The sequence below is a fragment of the Dyella lipolytica genome (genome assembly GCF_030160075.1).
GTDB lineage: Bacteria > Pseudomonadota > Gammaproteobacteria > Xanthomonadales > Rhodanobacteraceae > Dyella_B > Dyella_B lipolytica.
Genome location: NZ_BSNQ01000003.1, coordinates 2171466 through 2193335 on the forward strand (window position 1 = coordinate 2171466; position 21870 = coordinate 2193335).

General features: G+C 60.5%; 22 protein-coding genes and 1 tRNA gene. 7 read left to right on the forward strand and 16 right to left on the reverse strand.

All coding sequences use genetic code 11. The features are described 5' to 3' along the window. Positions 1 to 54 precede the first annotated feature (54 nt). Entirely contained in the window at positions 55 to 1524 is a 1470-nt protein-coding gene (gene mctP, locus QQL64_RS11170; RefSeq protein WP_284399327.1) for a monocarboxylate uptake permease MctP, read from the reverse strand. Continuing rightward, a complete protein-coding gene (locus tag QQL64_RS11175; RefSeq protein ID WP_284399329.1) occupies positions 1514 to 1717 on the reverse strand; it encodes a DUF3311 domain-containing protein in 204 nt (67 codons plus the stop codon). Before QQL64_RS11175 ends, mctP begins: the two co-directional genes overlap by 11 nt. Positions 1718 to 2044: 327 nt before the next feature. Between QQL64_RS11175 and QQL64_RS11180 the strand changes: the two genes are divergently transcribed. The 5 genes from QQL64_RS11180 (at position 2045) to QQL64_RS11200 (ending at position 7668) form a co-directional block, all read left to right on the forward strand. Further along, a complete protein-coding gene (locus tag QQL64_RS11180; protein WP_284399330.1) occupies positions 2045 to 2635 on the forward strand; it encodes a TetR/AcrR family transcriptional regulator in 591 nt (196 codons plus the stop codon). Positions 2636 to 2656: 21 nt separating this feature from the next. After that, positions 2657 to 3250, forward strand: coding sequence for a MarR family winged helix-turn-helix transcriptional regulator (locus tag QQL64_RS11185; protein ID WP_284399333.1), 594 nt, complete (start codon positions 2657 to 2659; stop codon positions 3248 to 3250). Positions 3251 to 3293: 43 nt separating this feature from the next. Then, complete coding sequence (locus QQL64_RS11190; RefSeq protein WP_284399336.1) at positions 3294 to 4784, forward strand: efflux transporter outer membrane subunit; 1491 nt, start codon at positions 3294 to 3296, stop codon at positions 4782 to 4784. Positions 4785 to 4855: 71 nt separating this feature from the next. Continuing rightward, entirely contained in the window at positions 4856 to 6094 is a 1239-nt protein-coding gene (locus tag QQL64_RS11195) for an HlyD/EmrA/EmrK family protein (protein WP_284399338.1), read from the forward strand. A gap of 11 nt (positions 6095 to 6105) precedes the next feature. After that, positions 6106 to 7668, forward strand: a complete 1563-nt coding sequence (locus tag QQL64_RS11200) for a DHA2 family efflux MFS transporter permease subunit (RefSeq protein ID WP_284399341.1) — start codon at positions 6106 to 6108, stop codon at positions 7666 to 7668. Between the two features lie 94 nt (positions 7669 to 7762). Here the strand turns inward: QQL64_RS11200 and QQL64_RS11205 are convergent, their stop codons facing one another. Together QQL64_RS11205 and QQL64_RS11210 are read right to left on the reverse strand one after the other, a co-directional pair. Next, the gene (locus QQL64_RS11205) at positions 7763 to 8674 is read right to left on the reverse strand and encodes an SDR family oxidoreductase (protein ID WP_284399343.1); all 912 of its coding nucleotides are present in this window, start codon (positions 8672 to 8674) and stop codon (positions 7763 to 7765) included. Between the two features lie 65 nt (positions 8675 to 8739). Beyond that, positions 8740 to 9480 carry an SDR family oxidoreductase gene (locus tag QQL64_RS11210; protein ID WP_284399345.1) on the reverse strand — a complete coding sequence of 247 codons (741 nt, stop codon included), beginning with the start codon at positions 9478 to 9480 and terminating at the stop codon, positions 8740 to 8742. Between the two features lie 118 nt (positions 9481 to 9598). On the opposite strand from QQL64_RS11210, the gene QQL64_RS11215 reads away from it, so the two are divergent. Both QQL64_RS11215 and QQL64_RS11220 read left to right on the forward strand, forming a co-directional pair. Further along, positions 9599 to 10504: a LysR family transcriptional regulator gene (locus QQL64_RS11215; protein ID WP_284399347.1), complete on the forward strand. Its 906-nt coding sequence runs from the start codon at positions 9599 to 9601 to the stop codon at positions 10502 to 10504. Between the two features lie 44 nt (positions 10505 to 10548). Further along, positions 10549 to 11541, forward strand: a complete 993-nt coding sequence (locus tag QQL64_RS11220) for an NAD-dependent epimerase/dehydratase family protein (protein ID WP_284399349.1) — start codon at positions 10549 to 10551, stop codon at positions 11539 to 11541. Positions 11542 to 11702: 161 nt separating this feature from the next. On the opposite strand, the gene QQL64_RS11225 is transcribed toward QQL64_RS11220, so the two are convergent. The 12 genes from QQL64_RS11225 to QQL64_RS11280 all read right to left on the reverse strand — a co-directional run bounded on the left by QQL64_RS11225 (position 11703) and on the right by QQL64_RS11280 (position 21857). Beyond that, positions 11703 to 11778, reverse strand: a tRNA-Lys gene (locus QQL64_RS11225). A gap of 53 nt (positions 11779 to 11831) precedes the next feature. Then, positions 11832 to 12512 (reverse strand): 7-cyano-7-deazaguanine synthase QueC, encoded by a 681-nt coding sequence (queC, locus tag QQL64_RS11230; protein WP_284399351.1) that lies wholly within the window; start codon positions 12510 to 12512, stop codon positions 11832 to 11834. A gap of 112 nt (positions 12513 to 12624) precedes the next feature. Next, complete coding sequence (gene queE / locus QQL64_RS11235; RefSeq protein ID WP_284399770.1) at positions 12625 to 13302, reverse strand: 7-carboxy-7-deazaguanine synthase QueE; 678 nt, start codon at positions 13300 to 13302, stop codon at positions 12625 to 12627. A 37-nt stretch (positions 13303 to 13339) separates the two neighbouring features. After that, complete coding sequence (gene ybgF, locus QQL64_RS11240) at positions 13340 to 14185, reverse strand: tol-pal system protein YbgF (protein ID WP_284399353.1); 846 nt, start codon at positions 14183 to 14185, stop codon at positions 13340 to 13342. Beyond that, entirely contained in the window at positions 14185 to 14694 is a 510-nt protein-coding gene (pal, locus tag QQL64_RS11245) for a peptidoglycan-associated lipoprotein Pal (protein ID WP_284399354.1), read from the reverse strand. The genes ybgF and pal overlap by 1 nt, the downstream gene beginning before the upstream one ends. Positions 14695 to 14948: 254 nt before the next feature. Then, complete coding sequence (gene tolB, locus QQL64_RS11250; RefSeq protein ID WP_284399356.1) at positions 14949 to 16271, reverse strand: Tol-Pal system beta propeller repeat protein TolB; 1323 nt, start codon at positions 16269 to 16271, stop codon at positions 14949 to 14951. Between the two features lie 8 nt (positions 16272 to 16279). Further along, positions 16280 to 17224 (reverse strand): cell envelope integrity protein TolA, encoded by a 945-nt coding sequence (gene tolA, locus QQL64_RS11255; protein ID WP_284399357.1) that lies wholly within the window; start codon positions 17222 to 17224, stop codon positions 16280 to 16282. Continuing rightward, on the reverse strand, positions 17211 to 17657 hold the full coding sequence (gene tolR / locus QQL64_RS11260; RefSeq protein WP_284399359.1) for a protein TolR: 447 nt from the start codon (positions 17655 to 17657) through the stop codon (positions 17211 to 17213). The genes tolA and tolR overlap by 14 nt, the downstream gene beginning before the upstream one ends. Positions 17658 to 17669: 12 nt before the next feature. Then, positions 17670 to 18356, reverse strand: a complete 687-nt coding sequence (gene tolQ, locus QQL64_RS11265) for a protein TolQ (RefSeq protein WP_284399362.1) — start codon at positions 18354 to 18356, stop codon at positions 17670 to 17672. Positions 18357 to 18398: 42 nt separating this feature from the next. Further along, positions 18399 to 18812: a tol-pal system-associated acyl-CoA thioesterase gene (gene ybgC / locus QQL64_RS11270; protein ID WP_284399366.1), complete on the reverse strand. Its 414-nt coding sequence runs from the start codon at positions 18810 to 18812 to the stop codon at positions 18399 to 18401. Beyond that, positions 18805 to 19854, reverse strand: a complete 1050-nt coding sequence (gene ruvB / locus QQL64_RS11275) for a Holliday junction branch migration DNA helicase RuvB (protein WP_284399368.1) — start codon at positions 19852 to 19854, stop codon at positions 18805 to 18807. The genes ybgC and ruvB overlap by 8 nt, the downstream gene beginning before the upstream one ends. Positions 19855 to 19979: 125 nt before the next feature. Beyond that, positions 19980 to 21857 carry a potassium transporter Kup gene (locus tag QQL64_RS11280; protein WP_284399771.1) on the reverse strand — a complete coding sequence of 626 codons (1878 nt, stop codon included), beginning with the start codon at positions 21855 to 21857 and terminating at the stop codon, positions 19980 to 19982. Positions 21858 to 21870: the final 13 nt, after the last annotated feature.

The following is a 21870-nucleotide window of genomic DNA, read 5'->3' on the forward strand; positions in this document are numbered from 1 at the left end:
TCACCCGATCGCCTGTCAAAGCATCACACCTTTGACTATGCGTCGACAGACATCCTAGCGATTTGCCCGAAGGCTAGTGGCCAGATGCACAACGCCCACGACCACCAAATTGATAACGAGCGCCAATAAACCGGTATAGAGCGACAACCCCGCGCTGCCGATGGCGAGATGGTGAATCGGCTTCAGTCCATCGGACCAGATGAACCACGTCCCGCTCACCAAACCGGCAAGCCAACCCGCCAGAAGCGACGAAGCCCGCAGGCTTTGCAGGAACAAACCAAACACCACAGCAGGCAGCGTCTGCAAGATCCACATGCCGCCCAGCAATTGCAGATCCAGCGCGAAATGCGTGGGCAGGTAAAGAGTGGCGAGCAAGGCCCCTATTTTTACGACCAACGACACGATCTTCGCCACTCCGGCTTCCGCTTCCGGCGTCACCGCGGGATTGACGTAAGCCTTCCAGAAATTGCGCGTGAACACATTGGCCGCACCGATACTCATGACCGCAGCGGGCACCAGCGCACCGATGCCGATGGCGGCAAACGCAAAACCGGCAAACCAGCTCGGAAACAACGTCTTGAACAACACCGGCACCACGTCGTTATTGCTCGCAAGCTGCAGATGCGCGGCGTGACCCATGTAGCCCAGCAGCGCGAGCAGTCCCAGCAACAACGTGTATGCCGGCAGGAGCATGGCGTTGCGACGAATGGTGTTGGCGCTCTTGCTCGCAAAGACACCCGTCAACGTATGTGGATACATGAAAGCCGCGAGCGCCGAACCAAGTGCCAGCGAGGCATACGGCAGGAATTGATCGGGCTTCAGCAAAATGCCGCCCGCGCCTTTGGCCTTGAAGGCGTCATCGGCGGCCGCAAAGACCGCGCCGTAACCACCGAGCTTGCTCGGTATCACCGCCACGGCGGCGATGACGGCGATATAGATCATCACATCCTTGACGAAGGCGATCAGCGCCGGCGCACGAATACCTGACGAATACGTGTAAACGGCCAGCACCACGAACGCGATGATCAGCGGAATTTCGCCTTGCAGGCCCAATGCGGCCAGCACGGAAGCCATGCCGACCAGTTGCAGCGCGATGTACGGCATCGTCGCGACCACGGCCGTCAGCGCGACGGCGAGTTCCAACAGACGCGAACCGTAGCGCCCGTACACCACGTCCGCCGCCGTGACATAACCGTGTTGCTTGGCGATTCGCCAAATCACCGGCATCACCGCGAAGACGAACGGATACACGATGATGGTGTACGGAAGCGCGAAGAATCCGTACGCGCCGACCGCATAGACCAGGGCCGGCACCGCAATGATGGTGTACGCGGTGTAGAAATCGCCGCCGACCAGAAACCAGGTGATCCACGTTCCGAACCGACGCCCGCCCAGACCCCACTCGTCCAGACTCATCGCTTCGGACGATTGTTTCCACCGTGCCGCCCAGAAGCCCATCACGGTGACGAGCAAAAAGAACGCGGCGAAGATACCGATCGCCACATAGTCGGGTTTAGTCGTCATGAGAAGTCCCCTGGTAGACCACCCAGATCAGAAGCACCGTGATAGGTACCCACAGCAGCTGATACCAGTAGAAGAAGGGAAAGCCGAACAGCGTGGGCTCCGCGACGTTGTACAACGACACGTCCAACAATCCCAGGAATGGCACCAGCAGAAGCAGCAGGATAGGACGCGGCCTGACGTGGTTCGTGTTCATCGGTGGGCACTCCTGACGTTCACTTCGGAACGTTCTCGGTTACGGAAGATGGGCAACGATGCGATGGTATGGGACATGACGTTGCCGATGAAGCCCGAATACCGGAAATGTACCTCGGTTCGATCGGCGAATGCGGACACTGACCCCAATCCGTAGGCGCGGCATCCGCTCTTGCCTTGGATATTCATGACTGCGATCTCGTCGCAGTACTAGGGAGCGCCCGGTCCAAAAAACTTGCCGCCGGTCCTTTACATTACGTACGTCATATCATATGATGACAATAATTCAATCGCAAACGTTGCAAATCCAGCCATTGAGGTCAGGTCCATGCGCTACGAAAAAGGACATAAAGAAGCCACCCGCCACCGTATCGTCGAAGCGGCAGGCGAGCGCTTCCGTAAAGAGGGTATTGCCAACGTCGGTGTGGCCAGCCTGATGAGCGAGATCGGACTGACCCAGGGCGGTTTCTACAACCACTTCGAGTCCAAGGACGACCTGGCGCGCGAGGCGCTCGCCGTGGGGCTGGAAGGCATGCGCGAGCGACTGCGCAAGGCGAGCACCAAGACGGGCGACGCGCGCCTGGAAGATCTGGTCAACGGCTATCTCAATGCGCGCCATCGCGACAACGTTGGGAGCGGATGCATGTTGGCCACGCTGGCCGTCGAGGCAGGTCGCAGTGAGGGACCTGTGCGTGCGCAGCTGACCGATGGCATCAAGGAAATGGTCAAGCTGGTCGGCTCGATCCTGCCCGAATCGCTGAAGCCTAAGCAGCGCGAGGCGGATGCCATGGCTGTGGCGTCCTGCCTGATCGGCACGTTAATCCTGGCGCGCGCCACCGACGATCCGCAGATGTCCGATCGCTTTCTGGACTCCGGTCGCCGCGCCGCCCTCGCTGTCGTGGAGGCCTCAGCCTCATAGCGCTCATGTCGGTATAGGTCCATGGCCACTTCAAGAACCAGCAAGAAAGTAAGTGACGCACGCGTTAGCGGTGCACTGGCCGCGGCGCCCAAGCAGGGTGCCACGGCGCAAAAAGTAAGAGCGCGCCGATTCGCCGCGCGCAACCATCACGACAACGTTGCTCACGCCCTGGTGCGCACGTCATCCGCTTTCAAGCGACTCACCACGCAGCGAATGAAAGAGGAATTCGACATCACCGGCATACAGGCCGAGATTCTGATGTTGCTCGCCTCCGAACCCGCGATGCTAGGTAACGATCTCGCCGCGGTCGTGGGCGTCAATGCCAGCACGGTAAGTCATGCACTGGACGTGATGGAAAAGTACGGCCTGCTGACGCGCAGGCGTTGCACGGAAGATCGTCGCGTCGTGCGTATTGCGCTTACCGATCAGGCCAGGCGCATGGCTCGTCGCACGATAGAGATTACTCGCCACATTCTCGATGCCCTCACGACGGGCATCGGCAAGTCCGATCTACAGGCCCTGCAACTCGGCCTGAAGCAGATGGCAGACAACTGCCAGACACATGCCCGCTCTCCCCTGCGAAACCGCGATGTCCGCCTTCCGCGGAAACCGTGATGTCGCCAGACACGGTATGACCTTCCCCCGAGGTACACCTCTTATGCACCCTTCCACATCTATCTCTTCTCGGCATTCGCGCAGATCACTGCGCGTGATCGTCGTGGCGATGCTGGTCACTGCTCTCGCCGCATGCGTGAATTATCGCGGTATTCGTAGTGACAGCCATCCGGCGTCGATCGACGATTACTCGGCGGCTGTGAGCATCCCGACACAAGGCGGTGCGTGGCCGGCGATGGATTGGTCCGAACGATTCGGCGATCCGCAGCTTACCGCGCTGATCAACGAGGCCGTCGCCAACAGCCCTACCCTCGCGGAAGCCAAGGCGCGGGTCGAAAAAGCGTCGGCGTATACGGAACAGGCGCACGCTGCGATAGGGCCGAAAGCGGACGTCAAGTACGCCTTCACGCGTGAGCATCTCAGTGGCAACACATATCTTCCACCTCCGGTCGGTAATAGCTGGCAGAGCGAAAACTCGCTGACGTTGGGCGCGTCCTATGAGCTGGATCTCTGGGGCAAGAACCATGAAGCGCTGCGTTCGGCGATCTCCGAGCGTAAAGCCGCCGAGGCCGAGGAGCAGCAGGCACGGCTTATTCTCTCGACGTCGGTCGCTCATGCGTACGTGCATCTCGCCTTGTTGTATGCCTTGCGCGATGTGGCCCAGAACGAGGTGGCCAGCCGCACGTCGATTGGTTCGCTGACGCAGGCGCGCGTGCAAACGGGGCTCGACAATGAAGTCGAAAGCCGCACCGTGGATGTGACCATCAACGCCACCCAGACCGATGTCTCGGAACTGGATGGAAAGATCGCAACCACGCGGTACCAACTCGCCGCGTTGCTCGGCAAAGGACCGGATCGCGGTCTGCAGATCACCCGCCCGGTGTTGCTCGATGCATCCGATGACGCCTTGCCGAGTAGCCTGCCGGCCGACTTGCTGTCGCGCCGCCCGGACGTGGTTGCTGCGCATTGGCGCATCGATGCGACGGGGCATGACGTGAAAGTCGCCAAGGCCGATTTCTTCCCGGACATCAATCTGGTCGCTGCATTCGGCTACGACGCGTTCGGTTGGGGGCATCTGTTCGATGCCAGCAGTCGGCAAGTTCAGGCTGGCCCAGCGATTCATCTGCCGCTGTTCGACGGTGGCGCGCTACGCGCCCAGTTGAAAGATCGCTATGCCGACTATGACCAGGCGGTTGCCGCTTACGATCAAACGTTGGTTGGCGCTTTGAACGAAGTCGCGACGCAAGTGGCCGCGATCCGTGCCGTCGAGCAGCAGCAGACCACCGCACAGCGCGCCTACGACGCCAGTCGGCGGGCCTACGACCTGGAAATCATCCGCTACAAGGCCGGACTCGATCCGCAACTGCAGGTGCTGTCGGCCGACGTTGCACGGCTCGAGCAGAGCCAACGTATTGCGACGCTGCGCATGCAACGACTGGATGCGCAGATTGCGCTGATCCAGTCACTAGGTGGTGGCTACACGACGTCGTCGAACGATGTCGCCGCCATCAACCGCGTGGCAGCGTCGCCCTGATTGAACCATGCAGCCTGACATCGCGAACACACCTTTCCCCACTCATTCCTCACATTCCCCCGGAATTAGCCATGAACGCTCAAGCCTCATCGAACCCCACCGACGGTGGCGATCTAACCGGTCGAGGTCGCCGCCGCCGTGTCCTCACCCTTATCACCCTCGGTGTTGCCGTCATCGCGGCGGCAGCTGTTGCTTACTATTTGACGGTCGCCCGCTACTACGAGTCGACGGACGATGCTTACGTTAACGGCAACGTCGTGCAGGTAACCCCGCAAGTCGTCGGTACGGTCATCGCTGTCAACGCGGACAACACGCAAACCATCAAGCAGGGCGAACCTCTGGTGAAACTGGACCCGGCCGATGCCCGGATCGCCCTGCAGCAGTCTGAAGCGACGCTGGCGCAGACGGTGCGTCAGGTGCATACGTTGTATGTCGATAACCTGCAGTTCCGCGCTGTGCTCAATCAGCGCAAATCGGATCTGGCCCGCGCGCAGGAAGACTATCGCCGTCGCCTCGATATTGCCCAATCGGGCGCGGTGTCGACCGAAGAGATCACACACGCCCGCGATACGTTGACCGAAGCGCAGGCCGCCTACGATGCCGCCGAGCAACGTCTAGCATCGAATCAGGCGCTGACATGGAATGTCTCGATCGCCGATCACCCCGATGTGATGGCCGCCGCGGCGCACGTGCGTGATGCGTATCTTGCCTACGCACGCAATACCTTGCCGGCACCGGTGACGGGTTACGTGGCGCAACGTGTCGTACAGGTGGGTCAGCGCGTGGCGCCGGGCACGCCGCTGATGGCGGTGGTGCCGCTCAATGAAATCTGGGTCGATGCCAACTTCAAGGAAGTGCAGCTGGAGCATATGCGCATCGGTCAACCCGTGGCGCTGCATGCCGACGTCTATGGTTCCTCGGTCACGTATCACGGCCATGTGGTCGGCTTCTCGGCAGGTACCGGCTCGGCGTTTGCTCTGTTGCCGGCGCAAAACGCTACCGGTAACTGGATCAAGATCGTGCAGCGTTTGCCCGTGCGCATTGCGCTGGACCCCAACGAATTGCAGGCACACCCGTTGCGCATTGGCCTGTCGGTGATCGCCGAGGTCGATTTGCACGACCAGAAGGGTGCAACGTTGGAGAACGCGCCTAATACCGTCTATCAGACTCCGGTGTTCAAGGACTATGGCGCCGAGGCCAACGGCGAGATCGCACAGATCATCGTGCAGAACGCTGGTGGCGACACCGCGCAGGTGGCCGCAGCGTCTCGCACCTTGCGCGATACATCTAGCGTTGCCATCGCGCGCTGAGGAGTGTCGCCATGAGCGAGACACACATCGACCATCCACCCTTATCGGGCGCAAAGCTTGCCATCGGCACGATTGCCGTGTCGTTGGCGACGTTCATGAACGTGTTGGATACGTCGATCGCCAACGTTTCGATTCCCACGATTTCCGGCAATCTCGGCGTTTCCTCGGACCAAGGCACCTGGGTGATTACCTCCTTTGCAGTGTCCAACGCCATCGCGTTGCCATTGACCGGATGGTTGTCGCAGCGCGTAGGACAGGTTCGGCTTTTCATTAGCGCCACGGTGCTGTTCGTCATCGCGTCGTGGCTATGCGGTATTGCGCCGACCTTGCCGGTTCTTTTGTTGGCGCGTGTACTGCAGGGCGCAGTAGCGGGCCCGATGATCCCGCTGTCGCAGTCTCTGTTGCTGGCGGCTTTCCCACGCGCCAAGGCGCCCGTGGCGTTGGCGTTGTGGTCAATGACAACACTGACGGCTCCGGTGGCCGGACCGATTCTCGGTGGTTGGATTTCCGACAACTACACGTGGCCGTGGATTTTCTACGTCAATATTCCGGTGGGCATCCTTGCCATCGCCGGTACGTGGCTGATCTTCCGCGATCGGGAATCGGTCACGCACAAGCTGCCGATCGACAAGCTCGGCCTCGTGCTTTTGGTCATTTGGGTCGGCGCATTGCAGATCATGCTGGACAAGGGCAAGGATCTGGACTGGTTCAACTCGCCCGTGGTTATCGCTTTGGCTGCCACCTCCGCGATCGCATTCGTGTACTTCGTAGCGTGGGAGTTGACCGATCGTCATCCGATCGTCGACCTCAGTCTGTTCAAGCTGCGTAGTTTCAGCGCAGGCACGATTGCGTTATCGGTAGCCTATGGTCTGTACTTTGCCAACATCGTGTTACTGCCGTTGTGGCTGCAGACAGACGTCGGCTATCGCGCAACAGACGCGGGCTTGGTGTTGGCACCTGCGGGGCTGGTGGCCGTCGCACTTACACCGTTTACGGGTAAGTTGGTGGGACGCATCGATCCACGCCTGATTGCATCCGTATCACTGCTGGCATTCGCCGCCTGTTTCTTCTGGCGCGCCAATTACACCAGCGACGTGGATACTAGATCGCTGATGATACCCACCCTGATACAGGGGATTGGTCTGGCGACGTTCTTTGTACCCTTGCTAGGTATCACCTTGTCAGGCCTGCCGGCGTCGCGCATCGCAGCCGCGTCGGGTTTGTCCAACTTCCTGCGCATTCTGTGCGGCGGTATCGGCACGTCGATTTTCCAGACTGCCTGGGACCACCGTTCCATTCGTCATCACGCGCAGCTCAATGAAGTGACGACCAGCTACAACCCCGCATTTCAGCAATTCACGAGTCAGGTGCAGAGAATCGGCGTTGACCACCAGCAGGCCTACGGCGTGTTCAATCGCGTCATGGATCAACAGGCGGCACTGCTGGGCGTGGATGATCTTTTCTACATCTCGGGTATTCTGTTCGTCGCGCTTATCGCGCTGATTTGGATTGCGAAAAGGCCGGGGCATGGCGGTGGTGGCGATGCATCCGCTGCGGCATCGGGCGCCCATTAGTTTTCGTGGCGGCAGTTCGCTGTGCTTCGGCGAATGACACGCAAGGCGGCATGGAGTCCATGCCGCCTTGCGTTGACTTGAGTTGATGCCGATCTCAGTCGGCGGAATGTGCCACCTCGCTTGGGTGCAGCAAGTCTTCCAACCCAATGCGCCGAAACATCTCCGCACGAACACGATCGGCGACACCGTTGACGATCTCGCAACCGTCCTGTGATGGGTCGATATGCATGCGAAACGGGCGTTTGCCGAATGGCGTGTCTACGACATGCACGATCGCGTCCGCCACGGCACCCACGTCAGCGTCGGCGGGTTCCAGCGAAGCGAGACCCTTGAGGCTCTGTTCCGGAAGGCCGGCATAAGGACCCTGATCGTATTCGGCAGCGCGGGCTTTATCGGCGGGAGAGCCCGAATGGACGAAATGATTGGTGCCCTTGGTAAACGCACCCGGCACGATGACCGAGGTTTCGATGCCCCAGCGGGATAGCTCGCTGGCGTAGCTGACGGCGAGCGAATCCATCGCCGCCTTTGCGGCAAAGTACGGCGAAAGATAAGGCGGCGTGCCGCCACGCGCACTGCTGCTGGAAACCCAGATCACCAATCCGCGACCCTGTTTGCGCAGCTGCGGAAGCGCGGCACGATTGACGCGCTGCGTGCTCAGCACGTTGATGTCGTAGAGCTGGGCGAATTGCTCTGGCGTAAAAGCCTCGGCGGGACCGAACGACATGTGGCCGGCGTTGTGGATGATCACATCGAGCCTTCCGTGCGCCGCAATGATCTCCTGGATGCCCGTTTCGCAGGAGGCCTCCGAGGCGACATCCAGCTCGACCGCACGCAGGTCGACAGCATGCTCGGCCGCGTACTGTTGCACAGCGGCAACCTGGGGTGCATTGCGGCCGGTGGTTTCACGCATGCTGGCGTAGACGGTGTGGCCGGCATGGGCAAGAGCCCGTGCGGCAAGCGCACCAAAGCCACTGGATGCACCGGTGATGACGATGACTTGTTTCATGATACGGATTCCTTGCATTGAGAGTTGGAAAATACGCGACGGTTTGCGCTGATGTCCGCGTGTGATCAGATGATTCCGCCGTTGGCGCGCAACACTTGGCCGTTGACCCAGCTGCCGTCCGGACCGGCCAGGAAGGCGACGGTATTGGCGATATCCTCCGGCTGCCCCAACCGCTCCAAAGGAGCCAGCTTGGCGAGGCGCTCGACCATTTCCTGCGGCTTGCCTTTAAGGAACAAATCCGTGGCAGTCGGACCCGGCGCAACGGAGTTGACGGTGATATCGCGTCCACGCAACTCCTTGGCAAACACACTCGTCATCGCTTCGACACCGGCCTTGGTGGCGGCATACACCGCATAGGTCGGCTGCAACAGCGCGACGACGCTCGAGGAGAAATTGATGATGCGGCCACCTGCGCGCAAACGCGCCGCCGCTTCGCGCAATGTGTTGAACGTACCTTTCAGATTGACGGCTATCTGGCGATCGAACGAGGCATCGTCGGCATCGGCAATGCTGGCGAGGCTCATAATTCCGGCGTTGTTGACCAGCACATCCACGCCACCGAAAGCGGTTTCCGCAGCATCGAACAATCGACGCACATCCGCGGCATCACTGACATCCGCTTTTGCTGCCAGTGCATGGCCGCCAGCCTGTTCGATCGTGCGCACTAAGGCTTCGGCCGGTGCGGCGTTTTCCGCGTAATTGACGATGACGGTGAAACCGTCGCCCGCCAGACGTTGTGCGATGGCGGCGCCGATGCCACGCGAAGCGCCAGTTACCAGGGCGACTTTCTGAGTTTGCTTGTTCATGAGTTTTCTCCAGGACCAGCACCGTGCCGGCTTGGAAGAACTCTAGGCTTTCTAAATGAGTAAATAATCAGTGCTAATCTGGCAACAGAATTCTCCATGAGCGAACAATGAGGCTGATATGGACCGCCTGGACGTCATGCGTTTATTCACCCGGATCGTCGAGCGGCATAGCTTCACCCTGGCCGCCCAGGATCTTGAATGGCCTCGCTCAACGGCCACGCAGGTCATCCAGGATCTGGAAAAGCGGCTAGGCGTGCGACTGCTGCAGCGGACCACCCGCCATGTAAAAGCCACGCTGGACGGCGAAGCGTATTACCGCCGGTGCGTAACCATTCTGGGCGAGGTCGAAGATGCCGAGGCGGCCTTCAGCGACGCCAAGCCACGGGGTCTATTGCGGATCGATGTGCATGGCACGCTAACGCGTCACTTCGTGCTGCCGGCACTCCCCGCTTTTCTTGCCAAGTATCCGGACCTTCAACTTCATATCGGCGAAGGGGATCGGCTTGTCGATCTGGTGCGTGAAGGCATCGATTGCGTATTGCGCGTCGGTGACCTGCAGGACAGCGCGATGATCGGACGACGCGTTGCCCTGCTCGAAGAAGTGACCTGCGCCAGTCCTGCCTATATGGCGCATCACGGCACCCCTGTCAGCGTCGACGATCTCGCGGGACACGTCAGCATCGGTTTCATGTCTTCAGCCAGTGGTATGGCATTGCCGCTTGAATTCACCGTCAACGGCGAGCTGCGAAACGTCAACTTGCACTCGACAGTGACCGTGACCAGCGCGGAAACCTACGTCGCAGCGGCCAAGCTCGGACTCGGATTGATCCAGGTACCTCGATACCACGTTCAAGCAGACCTGGCTGCGGGAACACTGGTATCTGTCCTTCCCGATTTTCCACCCTCGCCGACGCCGGTATCGCTGCTTTATCCGCATAGTCGACAACTCTCACCGCGTGTCCGCGTCTTTATCGACTGGGTGACGCAAGCATTGGCCCCTTCACGTCAAGACATCCAGCACTAATCTCGTGGATATCCTGCAGCCACGCATCAACTCGGAGAAATGCCATGCGAATGGCAGTCATAGGCGCATCGGGATTGCTTGGACGCCATACTGTTCAAGCGGCATTGACGGCCGGACATGAAGTCGTGGCTATCGGTCGCAGCAAGACGTCTTTGATGGCGATCGAACAGCCGAATGTCGCGCTGCGTATTTCGGACATGGGTGACGCGGCGTCGCTTCGCGCCGCGCTAGAAAACGTTAACGCCGTGATTAACTGCGCTGGCTACTACCCAACCGTGCCACGCCCTTGGCAGGAAGAAGTCGATGCCGCTTTGCGCGGGATGAAGACGTTTTACGAGGTGTGCGAATCGCTGCCACTGACCAAAGTGGTCTACGTTGGCGCCGCCATCGCACTTCCAAGAGACCCCTCAGGCAGACCCGGTACCGAAGCGCTCGATTACGCTGAGCCTCCGAGCCATCACAGCCCGTATCTGCAAGTGAAGTGGGCGCTGGATAAGCAGGCGCGCGAAGCAGCGATGCGAGGTTTGCCAGTCTCCATCGGTATTCCGACGATGAGTTTTGGCGAATACGACGTGGGTAAGACGACAGGTCGCCTCATTCTTGAGATGGCCAATAACACCCTGCCCGGCTTTGTCGAGGGTCGTCGCAATGTGATCTACGCTGGCGACGCTGGTCGCGGCCTCGTGCGAGTCGCGGAAGACGGCGCGGTTGGCGAACGCTATTTGCTTGCCGGTGAGAATCTCACCATGTCCGAGCTGATGGCCAAGATCTCAAAGCTCACGGGTACGGCGATGCCGAAGCGTATTCCTTTGCCCGTTGCGCGCCTCATCAGCAGTATCCAATCGGCGCGTTACAAGTTCCTCAGCGGCCCGGAACCGACCGTCAGTGAAAGCGCCATCGCGGTGATGGCGTCTGGCCAATTCATCAGCGGCGAGAAAGCAAAGCGCACTCTCAACTTTGCCTCGCAGGTGAACGTCGATGAAGCGATCGAGCGCACGCTCGCTTGGTTCAAGAAGCTTGGCCTCGTGACGCGATAGCCATTGCGGCTTTCCCTCCTTCATCCCTCGGCAGGTTTCATGCGGGCTGTTCCCCACTGGTTACTACTGTTGCGGGCTCTCATTTGAAATTGACCGTTCGTCAGCGCAGAACGAACGACACAAAAAAACCCGCACAGCCTGATGCCGTGCGGGTTTCGAATTGGTGGGTCGTCCGAGATTCGAACTCGGGACCAATAGATTAAAAGTCTACTGCTCTACCGACTGAGCTAACGACCCGGTAAAAAGTTAGTCGGTAATTTTATTGCCTTGCCGCCTGCGACACAAGCTAATCAGGCGTATCGGGTGGGATCGGGCAGTCCAGCGTCGCGGAAACCCTGCGCGCGAAGGCGGCAGGCGTCGCAATGGCCGCAGGCGCGGCCTTCGGCGTCGGCCTGGTAGCAACTGACGGTGGCAGCGAAATCGATGCCCAGGCGTTGGCCTTCACGTGCGATATCGGCCTTGCTCATGGCCATCAGCGGCGCATGGATGCGGATGCTGGCGCCTTCGACTCCCGCCTTGGTGGCCACGTTGGCGAGACGCTCGAACGTTTCGATGAAGGCGGGGCGGCAATCGGGGTAACCGGAGTAGTCCACCGCATTGACACCGCACCAGATATCGGTGGAACCCAGCACTTCGGCCCAACCCAGCGCTATCGACAGCATGATGGTGTTGCGGGCGGGTACGTAAGTAACAGGAATGCCTTCACCGCCCTCTTCCGGTACGTCGATATCGGCGGTAAGCGCGGAACCGCCGATGCTGCGCAGATCGACGTGCACCGTTTTGTGTTCGACGGCACCGAGCATGTGCGCCACGCGTGCCGCGGCTTCGAGTTCGGAACTGTGCCGCTGGCCGTAAGCCACGCTCAGCGCGTGGATCTGATAACCCTGCTGACGAGCGATGGCGAGTGTGACGGCCGAATCCATACCTCCGGAAACGAGGATGACGGCCTTGCGGGGAGTGGGTCCTGACATAAATAGATTCCAACGTGCTGAAACAACCGGTCACCGGTTGGGAAACGCTAACGGCGACACAGGCCGATGCGCATGAAACGTGTGCCCTCCCCTGCGTGCAGGGAAAGATCGATCAGTGGCCAGGCGCGTCATGCCAGAGCAACTTGTGCAGCTGCAGCTGGAAACGCACCGGTAATTTGTCTTCGATGATCCATTCGGCCAGCGCACGCGGCTCGACTGCGCCGTGCACGGGCGAGAACAGCACCATGCAGCGTTGATCGATGGCGTGCTCTGCCACGGCGTTGCGCGCCCATTCGTAGTCGGCACGACTGGCAATCACGATCTTCACCTGGTCGTGCGGCAACAGCTGATCCAGGTTGGACCACAGGTTGCGCCTGCTCTCGCCGGAATCCGGTGCTTTCAGGTCCATCACCTTGCGCACGCGCGGATCCACTAGGGAAACATCGAGTGCGCCGGATGTTTCCAGCGACACCTCGTAACCGGCATCGCACAGCTTCTGCAGCAGCACGAGGCAGCGCTTCTGCGCTAACGGCTCGCCGCCGGTAACGCAGACATGCCGTGCACCGTGCGAAGCGACCTCGGCAAGAATGTCGTCGATATCGCGCCAGTTGCCGCCATAGAACGAATACTCGGTATCGCACCACACGCAACGCAGCGGACAGCCAGTAAGACGCACGAATACGGTGCGCCAACCGATAGCATCGGCTTCGCCCTGAATCGAATGAAAGATCTCGGTGATGCGCAACCGCTCGGTCGACACCGCGGATGAAACCGTAGCCGACGTGGCGATATCCACGCTTGCCTTGCTGCCACTCACGACCATGGCCTCAGTGAGCCGGCTGCTGCGAGAGCCGGCGCAGTCGTTCCTGGGCCAGCTTGGCCGCGTTGGAATTGGGATACTTGGCCGGCACCGATTTCAGGGTCGCGATACCCGCATCCGTCTGCTTCATCTCCAGCTGGCTGTAGCCGAGCTTGAGCGTGGCGTCCGGCACCTTGTCGCTCTGCGGGTACTGACTCAAAAGATGCTTGAAGGCTTCCACGGCGACCGGGTAGTTGGTCGTGGCGTAATACGACTCGCCTAGCCAGTAGAACGCATTCGAAGTGAGGGCATCGTTCGGGTATTTCTGGATGAATTCCCGGAACCCGCGCGACGACGATACGTAATCGCCAGCGCGCAAGGACTTGAATGCGGCGTTGTAAGCGGTAAGCGCTGCGGCCTTGTCGGCAGCCGATTCTGCAGGCGCCGATGGCGTGGGCGATGCAACAGGCTTAGTAGACGCGTTGCTCGGCGCGGAGGCGGCGGGCGCAGGTCCGCTGCTCGAGGCAGCCGAGGCCGGATTGGCGCTCGCACCCTTCTCCAGGCGTCCGAGGCGGCTGTCCGCGTCCGTGTACTGGGCTTTGCTTTGATCCTGCAACTGCTGCAGCTGGTGCTGCAGTTCTTCGATCTGACCTTGCATCTGCTGCATCTGCGTTTGCATCTGCTGCAGCTGACTGAGCTGATCGACGCGGTTCTGACCCTGGTTCTGCGACTGCTGCTCGAGCCGGGCAACCCGGTCGGCCAGGCTCATCGGGGAGTTCTGCGCATGTGCGGGGGCCACAAACAGCAAGGCGGACGCCAAGGCGCCCGCCATGCTGATACTGGCCGTGAAGCGATTAGCCAGCCAAACCGTCATTATTGAGCCGTGTAAACGATCTCGACGCGACGGTTCTTGCTCCAGCAATCTTCGTTGTGCTGACGGCACACCGGCTTCTCTTTGCCGTAGCTGATCACGCTGAGCTGGCTGGCGGAGCCGCCATTAGCCTGCAGCGCGCTGGACACGGCGTTGCCGCGGCGCTCGCCGAGGCCAAGGTTGTACTCACGCGTACCGCGCTCGTCGGTATTGCCTTCCAGACGAATCTGAGCGGTCGGGCGATCCTGCAGGTACTTGGCGTGGCACTGCATGATCTGCTGGAACTCCGGCTTCACTTCGTCCTTGTCGAAATCGAAGTAAACGACGCGCTGACGCAGGCAAGCGTCGGTGTCGAGGTCAGCCGGGGTGTACTTGGCGGGACCCGACGGCTGCTGGGTTTCCTGGGTGGTTTCCGGAGCCTGAGCCTGGGGCTTCACTTCTTGCTTCTTGGAGCAGGCCGCCGCGCCAACGCAAAGCAGGGCGACCAGAGCGATACGAACGGTCTTATTCATGGTGACGTTCCTTCAAACGGGTTTGATTTCCGACAGTCAATGACGATTGCGGTTACGGGACAGTGATCGCCGGTAGACCGGCTGTTGTATTTATTTTTTCACACTTCAATTTACAGCCACGCATTGTACTGCTTACGGCCTGTAAACGGGACGTGGCAAAGCACCGCGACCCTGGTAGCCGGAACGCTTCAAGCATTCCGGACCCCTCCTCAGGTCATCCGGACGTACCCCCAGGGGACACGGCCGGATCGAATTCAGTTTTTACGATAGGGTCCCCACGCCGGCTGGCGGACGTCGCCGTTGGCTAGAACCAGACGCTGCCTGACCATGCCATCGTCAGAAACGGCATAAAGCACGTCCTGGGCTCCATCAGTGGCGGCGTATATCAGCATGCTAGCGTTCGGTGCGAAGCTTGGCGACTCGTCAATCGGACCGGGCGAGATGTAGCGCACCTGCCCACCGAGGTTTTGGTCAGCGATAGCAATACGATACACGTTCCCGTTGGCCTGCACCATGGCAATCTGCTTGCTGTCGTAGCTGACCGCTGCGTCCAGATTCTGCTGGCCCTGGAAGCTGACGCGCTCCGGTGTGCCGCCAGCGGCGGACATGCGATAGATCTGCGGGCGACCCGACCGATCCGAGGTGAAATAGATGCTCTGCCCGTCCGGCGACCAGACCGGCTCGGTGTTGATCGCCAGGCTGCGGGTCAAGCGCGTTTCCTGGCGGGAGGCCATATCCATCACGTAGATTTCCGGGTTACCGGAATAGGACAGGGACAACGCAAGTTTGGTGCCATCCGGCGACCAGGCCGGCGCACTGTTGATACCCCGGGCGCGTCCGGAAATCAGCTGACGGGCACCGGTCGATATGTTCTGGATATAGATGGCCGAGTTGCCGCTTTCAAACGACACGTAGGCAATGCGGCTACCGTCCGGCGACCACTTCGGTGACAGCAGCGCTTCATGCGAGCGCGCCACGACCTGCGGGTTGTAGCCGTCCGAATCGGCCACGATCAACGAATAGCTCATGTTGTTGCCGGTACCGACCGCCGTGATGTAGGCGATACGAGTCCAGAAAGCGCCGGGGATGCCGGTGATCTGCTGGAAGATGGCGTCGGCAGTCTTGTGCGCGGCATTACGCAAGTCGGCCGACGACGATGCATCGACGGTGCCCGAAAGCAGACGCTGCTGCCGATTGACATCCCACAACTCGTACTCGACTTGCAGCCCGCCGCCGCCCGCATCCTTGATGCGGCCGATCACGATGTAATCCTGCTTGAGCAGACGCCAGGTGGCGAATTTGATATCCGAGCCCTGACTGGGCTGCTCGACGATTTCGCTGACCGCCAGCGAGCGGAATTTGCCGCAGCGATTGAGGTCGTTGCGGATCACGTCGGCGACGTCGGTCGGCAGCGGGGCGCCCCCCTGTTGCGCAAACGGCACAACCGCGATGGGCGTCGCTGTTTTCAGGCCGCCCACGATTTGCACATTCAGCGTTTGCGCCGCTGCGGGGCCGGCGACCAGGCCAGCAATCAACATCAGGATAAGAGTAACTAGTGATCGGGATGATCTGCGCATGGGCTTGCTCACTGCGGTGTAAAGGTGAAGTCAATTTCACGCTGGAACACGCTTTCGAAGCCCTGGTAGGGCAGCGGCTGCGCGCGCAGCACGGCATTTTCGACGGATCGCTTGCCAGCCTCGTCATACGGACAACTGGGTGACACCTTGGCGCTCATCACATTGCCGCCGGGTAGCTGCACAATGTGCACGACACATGGAAGGTTAGGCATGTTATCCGGACGAGTCCAACTCTGTGTGACGGCGTTCTGAATCGCTGCCAGGTATTGCGACAGCAGACTGCTGTTGGCGGCATTGTTGCCTGACTGGCGCTGTGCGGCGTTAGGCAGATCGGGCAGACCGTTTTCCTGTGCATTCTTCAGATCGGCTAGCTGCTGCTTCGCCTGCTTGGCCTTGGTGTCGAGTTTTTGTGTTTGTGCGGAAGCTGCGTCCATCTGCTTGAACAGCTCATCCACTTTCTCCTGCTCCGCCTTCTTTTTAGCCGCCTGGGCGTCCAGCTCGGCCTGGCGCTGACGCTCCTTCTCTTCCTGCTCCTTCTTGGCGTCTTCGGCTTTCTGCAGCGCATCCTGCACCACGCGCTCCTGATCCACCGTGTCCGGATGCTCGGGCGGCGGCGGCAATTGGCTTGGTGTTTTCGGCGGCTCGACCTGGGGCGGAGTGGGCGGCGGTACCGATGGTGGCGGTGGCACGGTATTGGGCACCGGCGTCACCTTCACCGCTTTGGGTGGTGGTGCGCCCGTGTTACCGATCAACGTGGCTTCGATCACCGGGCCGGTCAATTGCAACGGTGGCGGCGTGCAAGAGATCGGATTGGGCAGACCCACTGCACTCAGGAACTTGTCGTACGTCGTGCACGACAACATCGCCAGAAACAGAAACGCCACGATGCCCAAATGCAGAATGGCGGAGAGCACTACCGCGATCGGGGTGCCTTTGGGGTTACGGTCGTCCATTCGGGCTGCCCGACTCCGGCGCGCTCATCAAACCCACCTTGGCCACGCCTGCCTGCTGCAGCAAGGCCAGCACCTGATAGACACCGTCATACTTGCCATCGCGATCGCCCGCGACCAGCACGCTGACATCCGGATTCTGCTGCACGAAAGCGCCCACCTTCACTTTCAACGCGTTGGCATCGATCGGCTCTTTCTTGCTGGTGCCCAGGGTCAGATACATCTGCCCCTGGCTGTCGACCGAGATGATCACCGGCTCTTTCTTGTCGTGCAGCGACTTGGCATTGGCCTGCGGTAGGTTCACGTCGACGTTCGCATTGAGCATCGGCGCGGTCACCATGAAGATGATCAGCAACACCAACATCACGTCGATGTACGGCACGACGTTGATCTCGGACTTCAGCTTTAAGCGCTTGTGGCGCGCTGCATTACGCATGATCGCCTCCGCTTAGTTGGTGTCGTCGATCTGGATCTGCCGCTGCAGCACGGAAGAAAACTCTTCCTGGAATACCTCGTAGCGCGAGGCGACCCGCTCGACCTTGTTGGCGTAGCGGTTATAGGCCCACACAGCCGGGATCGCAGCGAACAGACCCATGGCGGTAGCGATGAGTGCCTCGGAGATGTGCGGCGCGACCACGGCGATGGTCACATCCTTCATCTCGCCCAGACCCTGGAACGCACCCATGATGCCCCACACGGTGCCGAACAGGCCCACGTAGGGGCTGATCGAACCGACGTTGGCGAGGAATTCCAGATTGCGCTCCAGCGCACCGATTTCCTTGGTGCCCGTGACACGCATCGCGCGCTCGGAGCCCTCGATCACCGTGCGCATGTCCTGCGTGCGGCGCTGACGCTGGCGTGCGAATTCGCGGAAGCCGGACTCGAAAATGTTTTCCATGCCGCCGTTGTCGCCGCCGTTGTTGCTGACCTCGCGGAACAGCTGCGCCAGGTCCGTGCCGGACCAGAAGCGCTCCTCGAAGGATTCGGCGTTTTCCATCGCCGCCTTCAGCTGCGAATACTTGCGGATGATGATCACCCAGGACAGGAAGGAGAAGATCAGCAGCGCCAGCATCACCAGCTTCACCGGCCAGCTTGCGTCCGCAAGGATCTCGAAAACGTTCAGTCCACCGTTCATGGCTTGGGGGTTCTCCACCGCATGGGCATGTCTAAAGGATGTTCAATGGCGATCGATCCGGCCGGTAATGTCGTCCGGGATCCGAGCAGGCTGCATTCGTTTCAGATCCACGCACGCCGCGCGTACTTGCGCCTGGATCAGTGCGGTTCCGTCCGCCCGGGTGATCGTCTGGGCGAAAAGGATACTGGCTGCGCGCCTTTCTTTGACTTCCACCGTCACCGTCAGTTCATCGTCCAGCAGGGCGGGCCTGAGGAAGTCGATCTCCATCCGGTGCACCATAAAGGCCAGTCCGGTGGTTTCCTTGAACGCCATCTGGTCCACGCCCAGGTCGCGCAGCCATTCGGTGCGGGCGCGCTCCAGGAAGCGCAGGTAGCTGGCGTGGTAGACCACGCCACCGGCATCGGTGTCTTCCCAGTAAACACGGACGGGCCAGTCGAAAACCTTGGTTTCAGGCATCGCCGTCGCCCACGCCGAACAGATCCGCCGCCTGCGACTGGCGCGGCGGCGGCGTCAGCCCCAGGTGCCGCCAGCCCTTGGCGCTGGCCATGCGGCCGCGAGCCGTACGTACCAGGAAACCTTGCTGGATGAGGTAGGGTTCGACCACGTCTTCCAGCGTGCCGCGATCTTCGCTGAGCGCGGCGGCCAACGATTCGACGCCGACCGGGCCGCCGTCGAAATTTTCGATAATGACCGTCAGCAGACGCCGATCCAGCTCGTCGAAACCTTCGGCGTCGACCTTCAGCATAGTCATGGCCGCCTGCGCTGCATCGCGTGTGATGTGCCCTGCCGCACGCACTTCCGCGTAATCGCGTACGCGACGAAGCAACCGGTTGGCGATACGCGGCGTACCGCGCGAGCGGCGTGCGATCTCTTGCGCGCCGTCAAGCTCGCATGGGATGCCCATAATGCGCGCCGAACGACGCACGATCGCGGTCAGTTCTTCCGGCGAATAGAACTCCAGCCGCTGCACGATGCCGAAACGGTCGCGCAACGGCGCGGTAAGCAAGCCTGCGCGCGTCGTGGCGCCGATGAGTGTGAAAGGCGGCAGATCCAGCTTGATCGAACGCGCGGCCGGGCCCTCGCCGATCATGATATCGATCTGGAAATCCTCCATCGCCGGATAGAGCACTTCCTCAACGATCGGCGACAGACGATGGATCTCGTCGACGAACAACACGTCGTGCGCTTCGAGGTTGGTCAACAGTGCAGCCAGATCGCCCGCGCGCTCCAGCACCGGGCCGGACGTGGAACGCAGATTGACACCCAGCTCGTTGGCAATGACATGGCTCAGCGTGGTCTTGCCCAAACCCGGCGGTCCGAAGATCAACACATGATCGAGCGCCCCGCCGCGTTTCTTCGCTGCTTCGATATAGATCGACAGCTGCTCGCGCACCGCCTGCTGGCCGAGGTATTCGCTCAGCCGCTTCGGACGGATCGATGCCTCCAGCGCCTCGTCGTCGAGCTGGGCGGCTGAAGTGATGATGCGATGCTCAGTCATGGGGCGATTATGACGGACGAGTGCAAGGACAGCGAATCAGGGGCGCGATATGAGAAACGAGACACGAAAAACCCGCAAAACCTCGACCATGCGCCCCCGCTACTGGCGTCTTTTTCCTACTTAGATCAAATCTCCACCTGCGTTCCCAACTCGATCAGGCGATTGCCTGGAATCTGGAAAAACGCCGTCGCCGGCAAAGCATTGCGCGACATGAAGGCGAACAGGCGATCACGCCACAGTGCCATGCCCGGGCGGCGCTCATCGGCAACGACGTTTTCGCGCGAGAGGAAGAAGGTGGTGTCCATCAGATCGAAAGGCAGTCCGCTGCGCGCGCATCGGGAGAGAGCGAGCGGGATGTTCGGATCCTCGGCGAAACCAAAGCGCAACTCCAGGCCGTAGAAGTCGCCTTCCAGCGGCGTCAGGTGAATGCGCTCCTCGGGATCGGCGACCGGTGTTTCGAGAACTTCCACGGTGAGCATCACATTGCGCTCATGCAGCACCTTGTTGTGCTTGAGGTTATGCAACAAGGCATGCGGCACCGCGTTCTGGTTGGCAGTGAGGAAGGCCGCCGTACCCGGCACGCGCAGCGGCGGATGCTCGGTGATGTTCTCGATAAACGGAGCCAGCGCCAGACCGCCCTGCTTGATCTCGCGCACCACCAGTTCGCGGCCGCGACGCCAGGTGGTCATGACGATGAACACGGCCAGACCCAGCACCAGCGGGAACCAGCCGCCGTATTCGACCTTGATCAGATTGGCGCTGAAGAACGAGATGTCGATGATCAGGAAGAATGCGCCCGCTACCAGCACCACCGGCAAACTCCAACCCCATTGATTGCGCGCCACGAACAACGCCAATACCGTGGTGATCGTCATCGTGCCTGTCACTGCAATGCCGTACGCGGCACTAAGACTGTCCGAACTGCGGAAGCCGATCACCGCGACCAGCACCATGACCAGCAAGAAGCTGTTGACCCACGGTACGAAGATCTGCCCGGACATCTCGCGCGAGGTGTGCACCACTGGCATGCGCATCGAGTAACCCAGCGACATCGCCTCGCGCGTCATCGAGAACGCGCCTGAAATCACCGCCTGCGAGGCAATCACCGTTGCCGCTGTCGCCAAGCCGATCATGGGGTACAGCAACACTGACGGCACCGTTTTGAAGAACGGGTTGTCGATGGCGTCGGGGTGCGCAAGCAAAAGTGCACCCTGACCGAAATAGTTGAGGATCAGTGCAGGCAGCACGAAATTGAACCAAGCAAGTCGGATCGGCCGCTTCCCGAAATGCCCCATGTCAGCGTAGAGGGCCTCCGCACCGGTCAACGCCAACACCACGCTACCCAGTGCGATAAATCCTTGCACACCGTGGTTGATGAAAAAGCGCATGCCGTAGTAGGGATTGATCGCCGTCAAAATATGGGGGTTTTGCAGAATCATCCTGCCGCCCAGCACGGCGATCGTAATAAACCAGATCACCATCACGGGACCAAACAAGCGCCCCACCCGCTCCGTACCGTGACGTTGCAACGCAAACAGGAAGAACAGGATCACAGCGGTCACCGGCACCACCCAGTGCGCAAGCCCCGGCGCGGCCACCTTCACGCCTTCGACGGCGGAAAGCACCGAAATCGCCGGAGTAATGACGCCATCGCCGTAGAACAGCGAGGCGCCAAAGATGCCGATGATGGCCAGCAGCCAGCGCGTTTTCGGTTTGTCGCGCACCGTGCGCAGCGCCAGCGCCATCAGCGCCATGATGCCGCCTTCGCCCTTGTTGTCGGCACGCATGATGAACACCACGTACTTTAGCGACACCACGAAGATTTGCGCCCAGAAGATCAACGACAACACGCCGTAAATGCTTTCGGCCGTGGGCCGCATGCCGTCATGGCTTAGCGCTGTCTGCAACGTATAGAGAGGACTGGTACCGATATCGCCGTAGACGACGCCAATGGCACCTAGTGCAAGGGTAGCCAAGCGACGCTTGGTCTCCGTCTCGCTCATGCCCTGATGGATT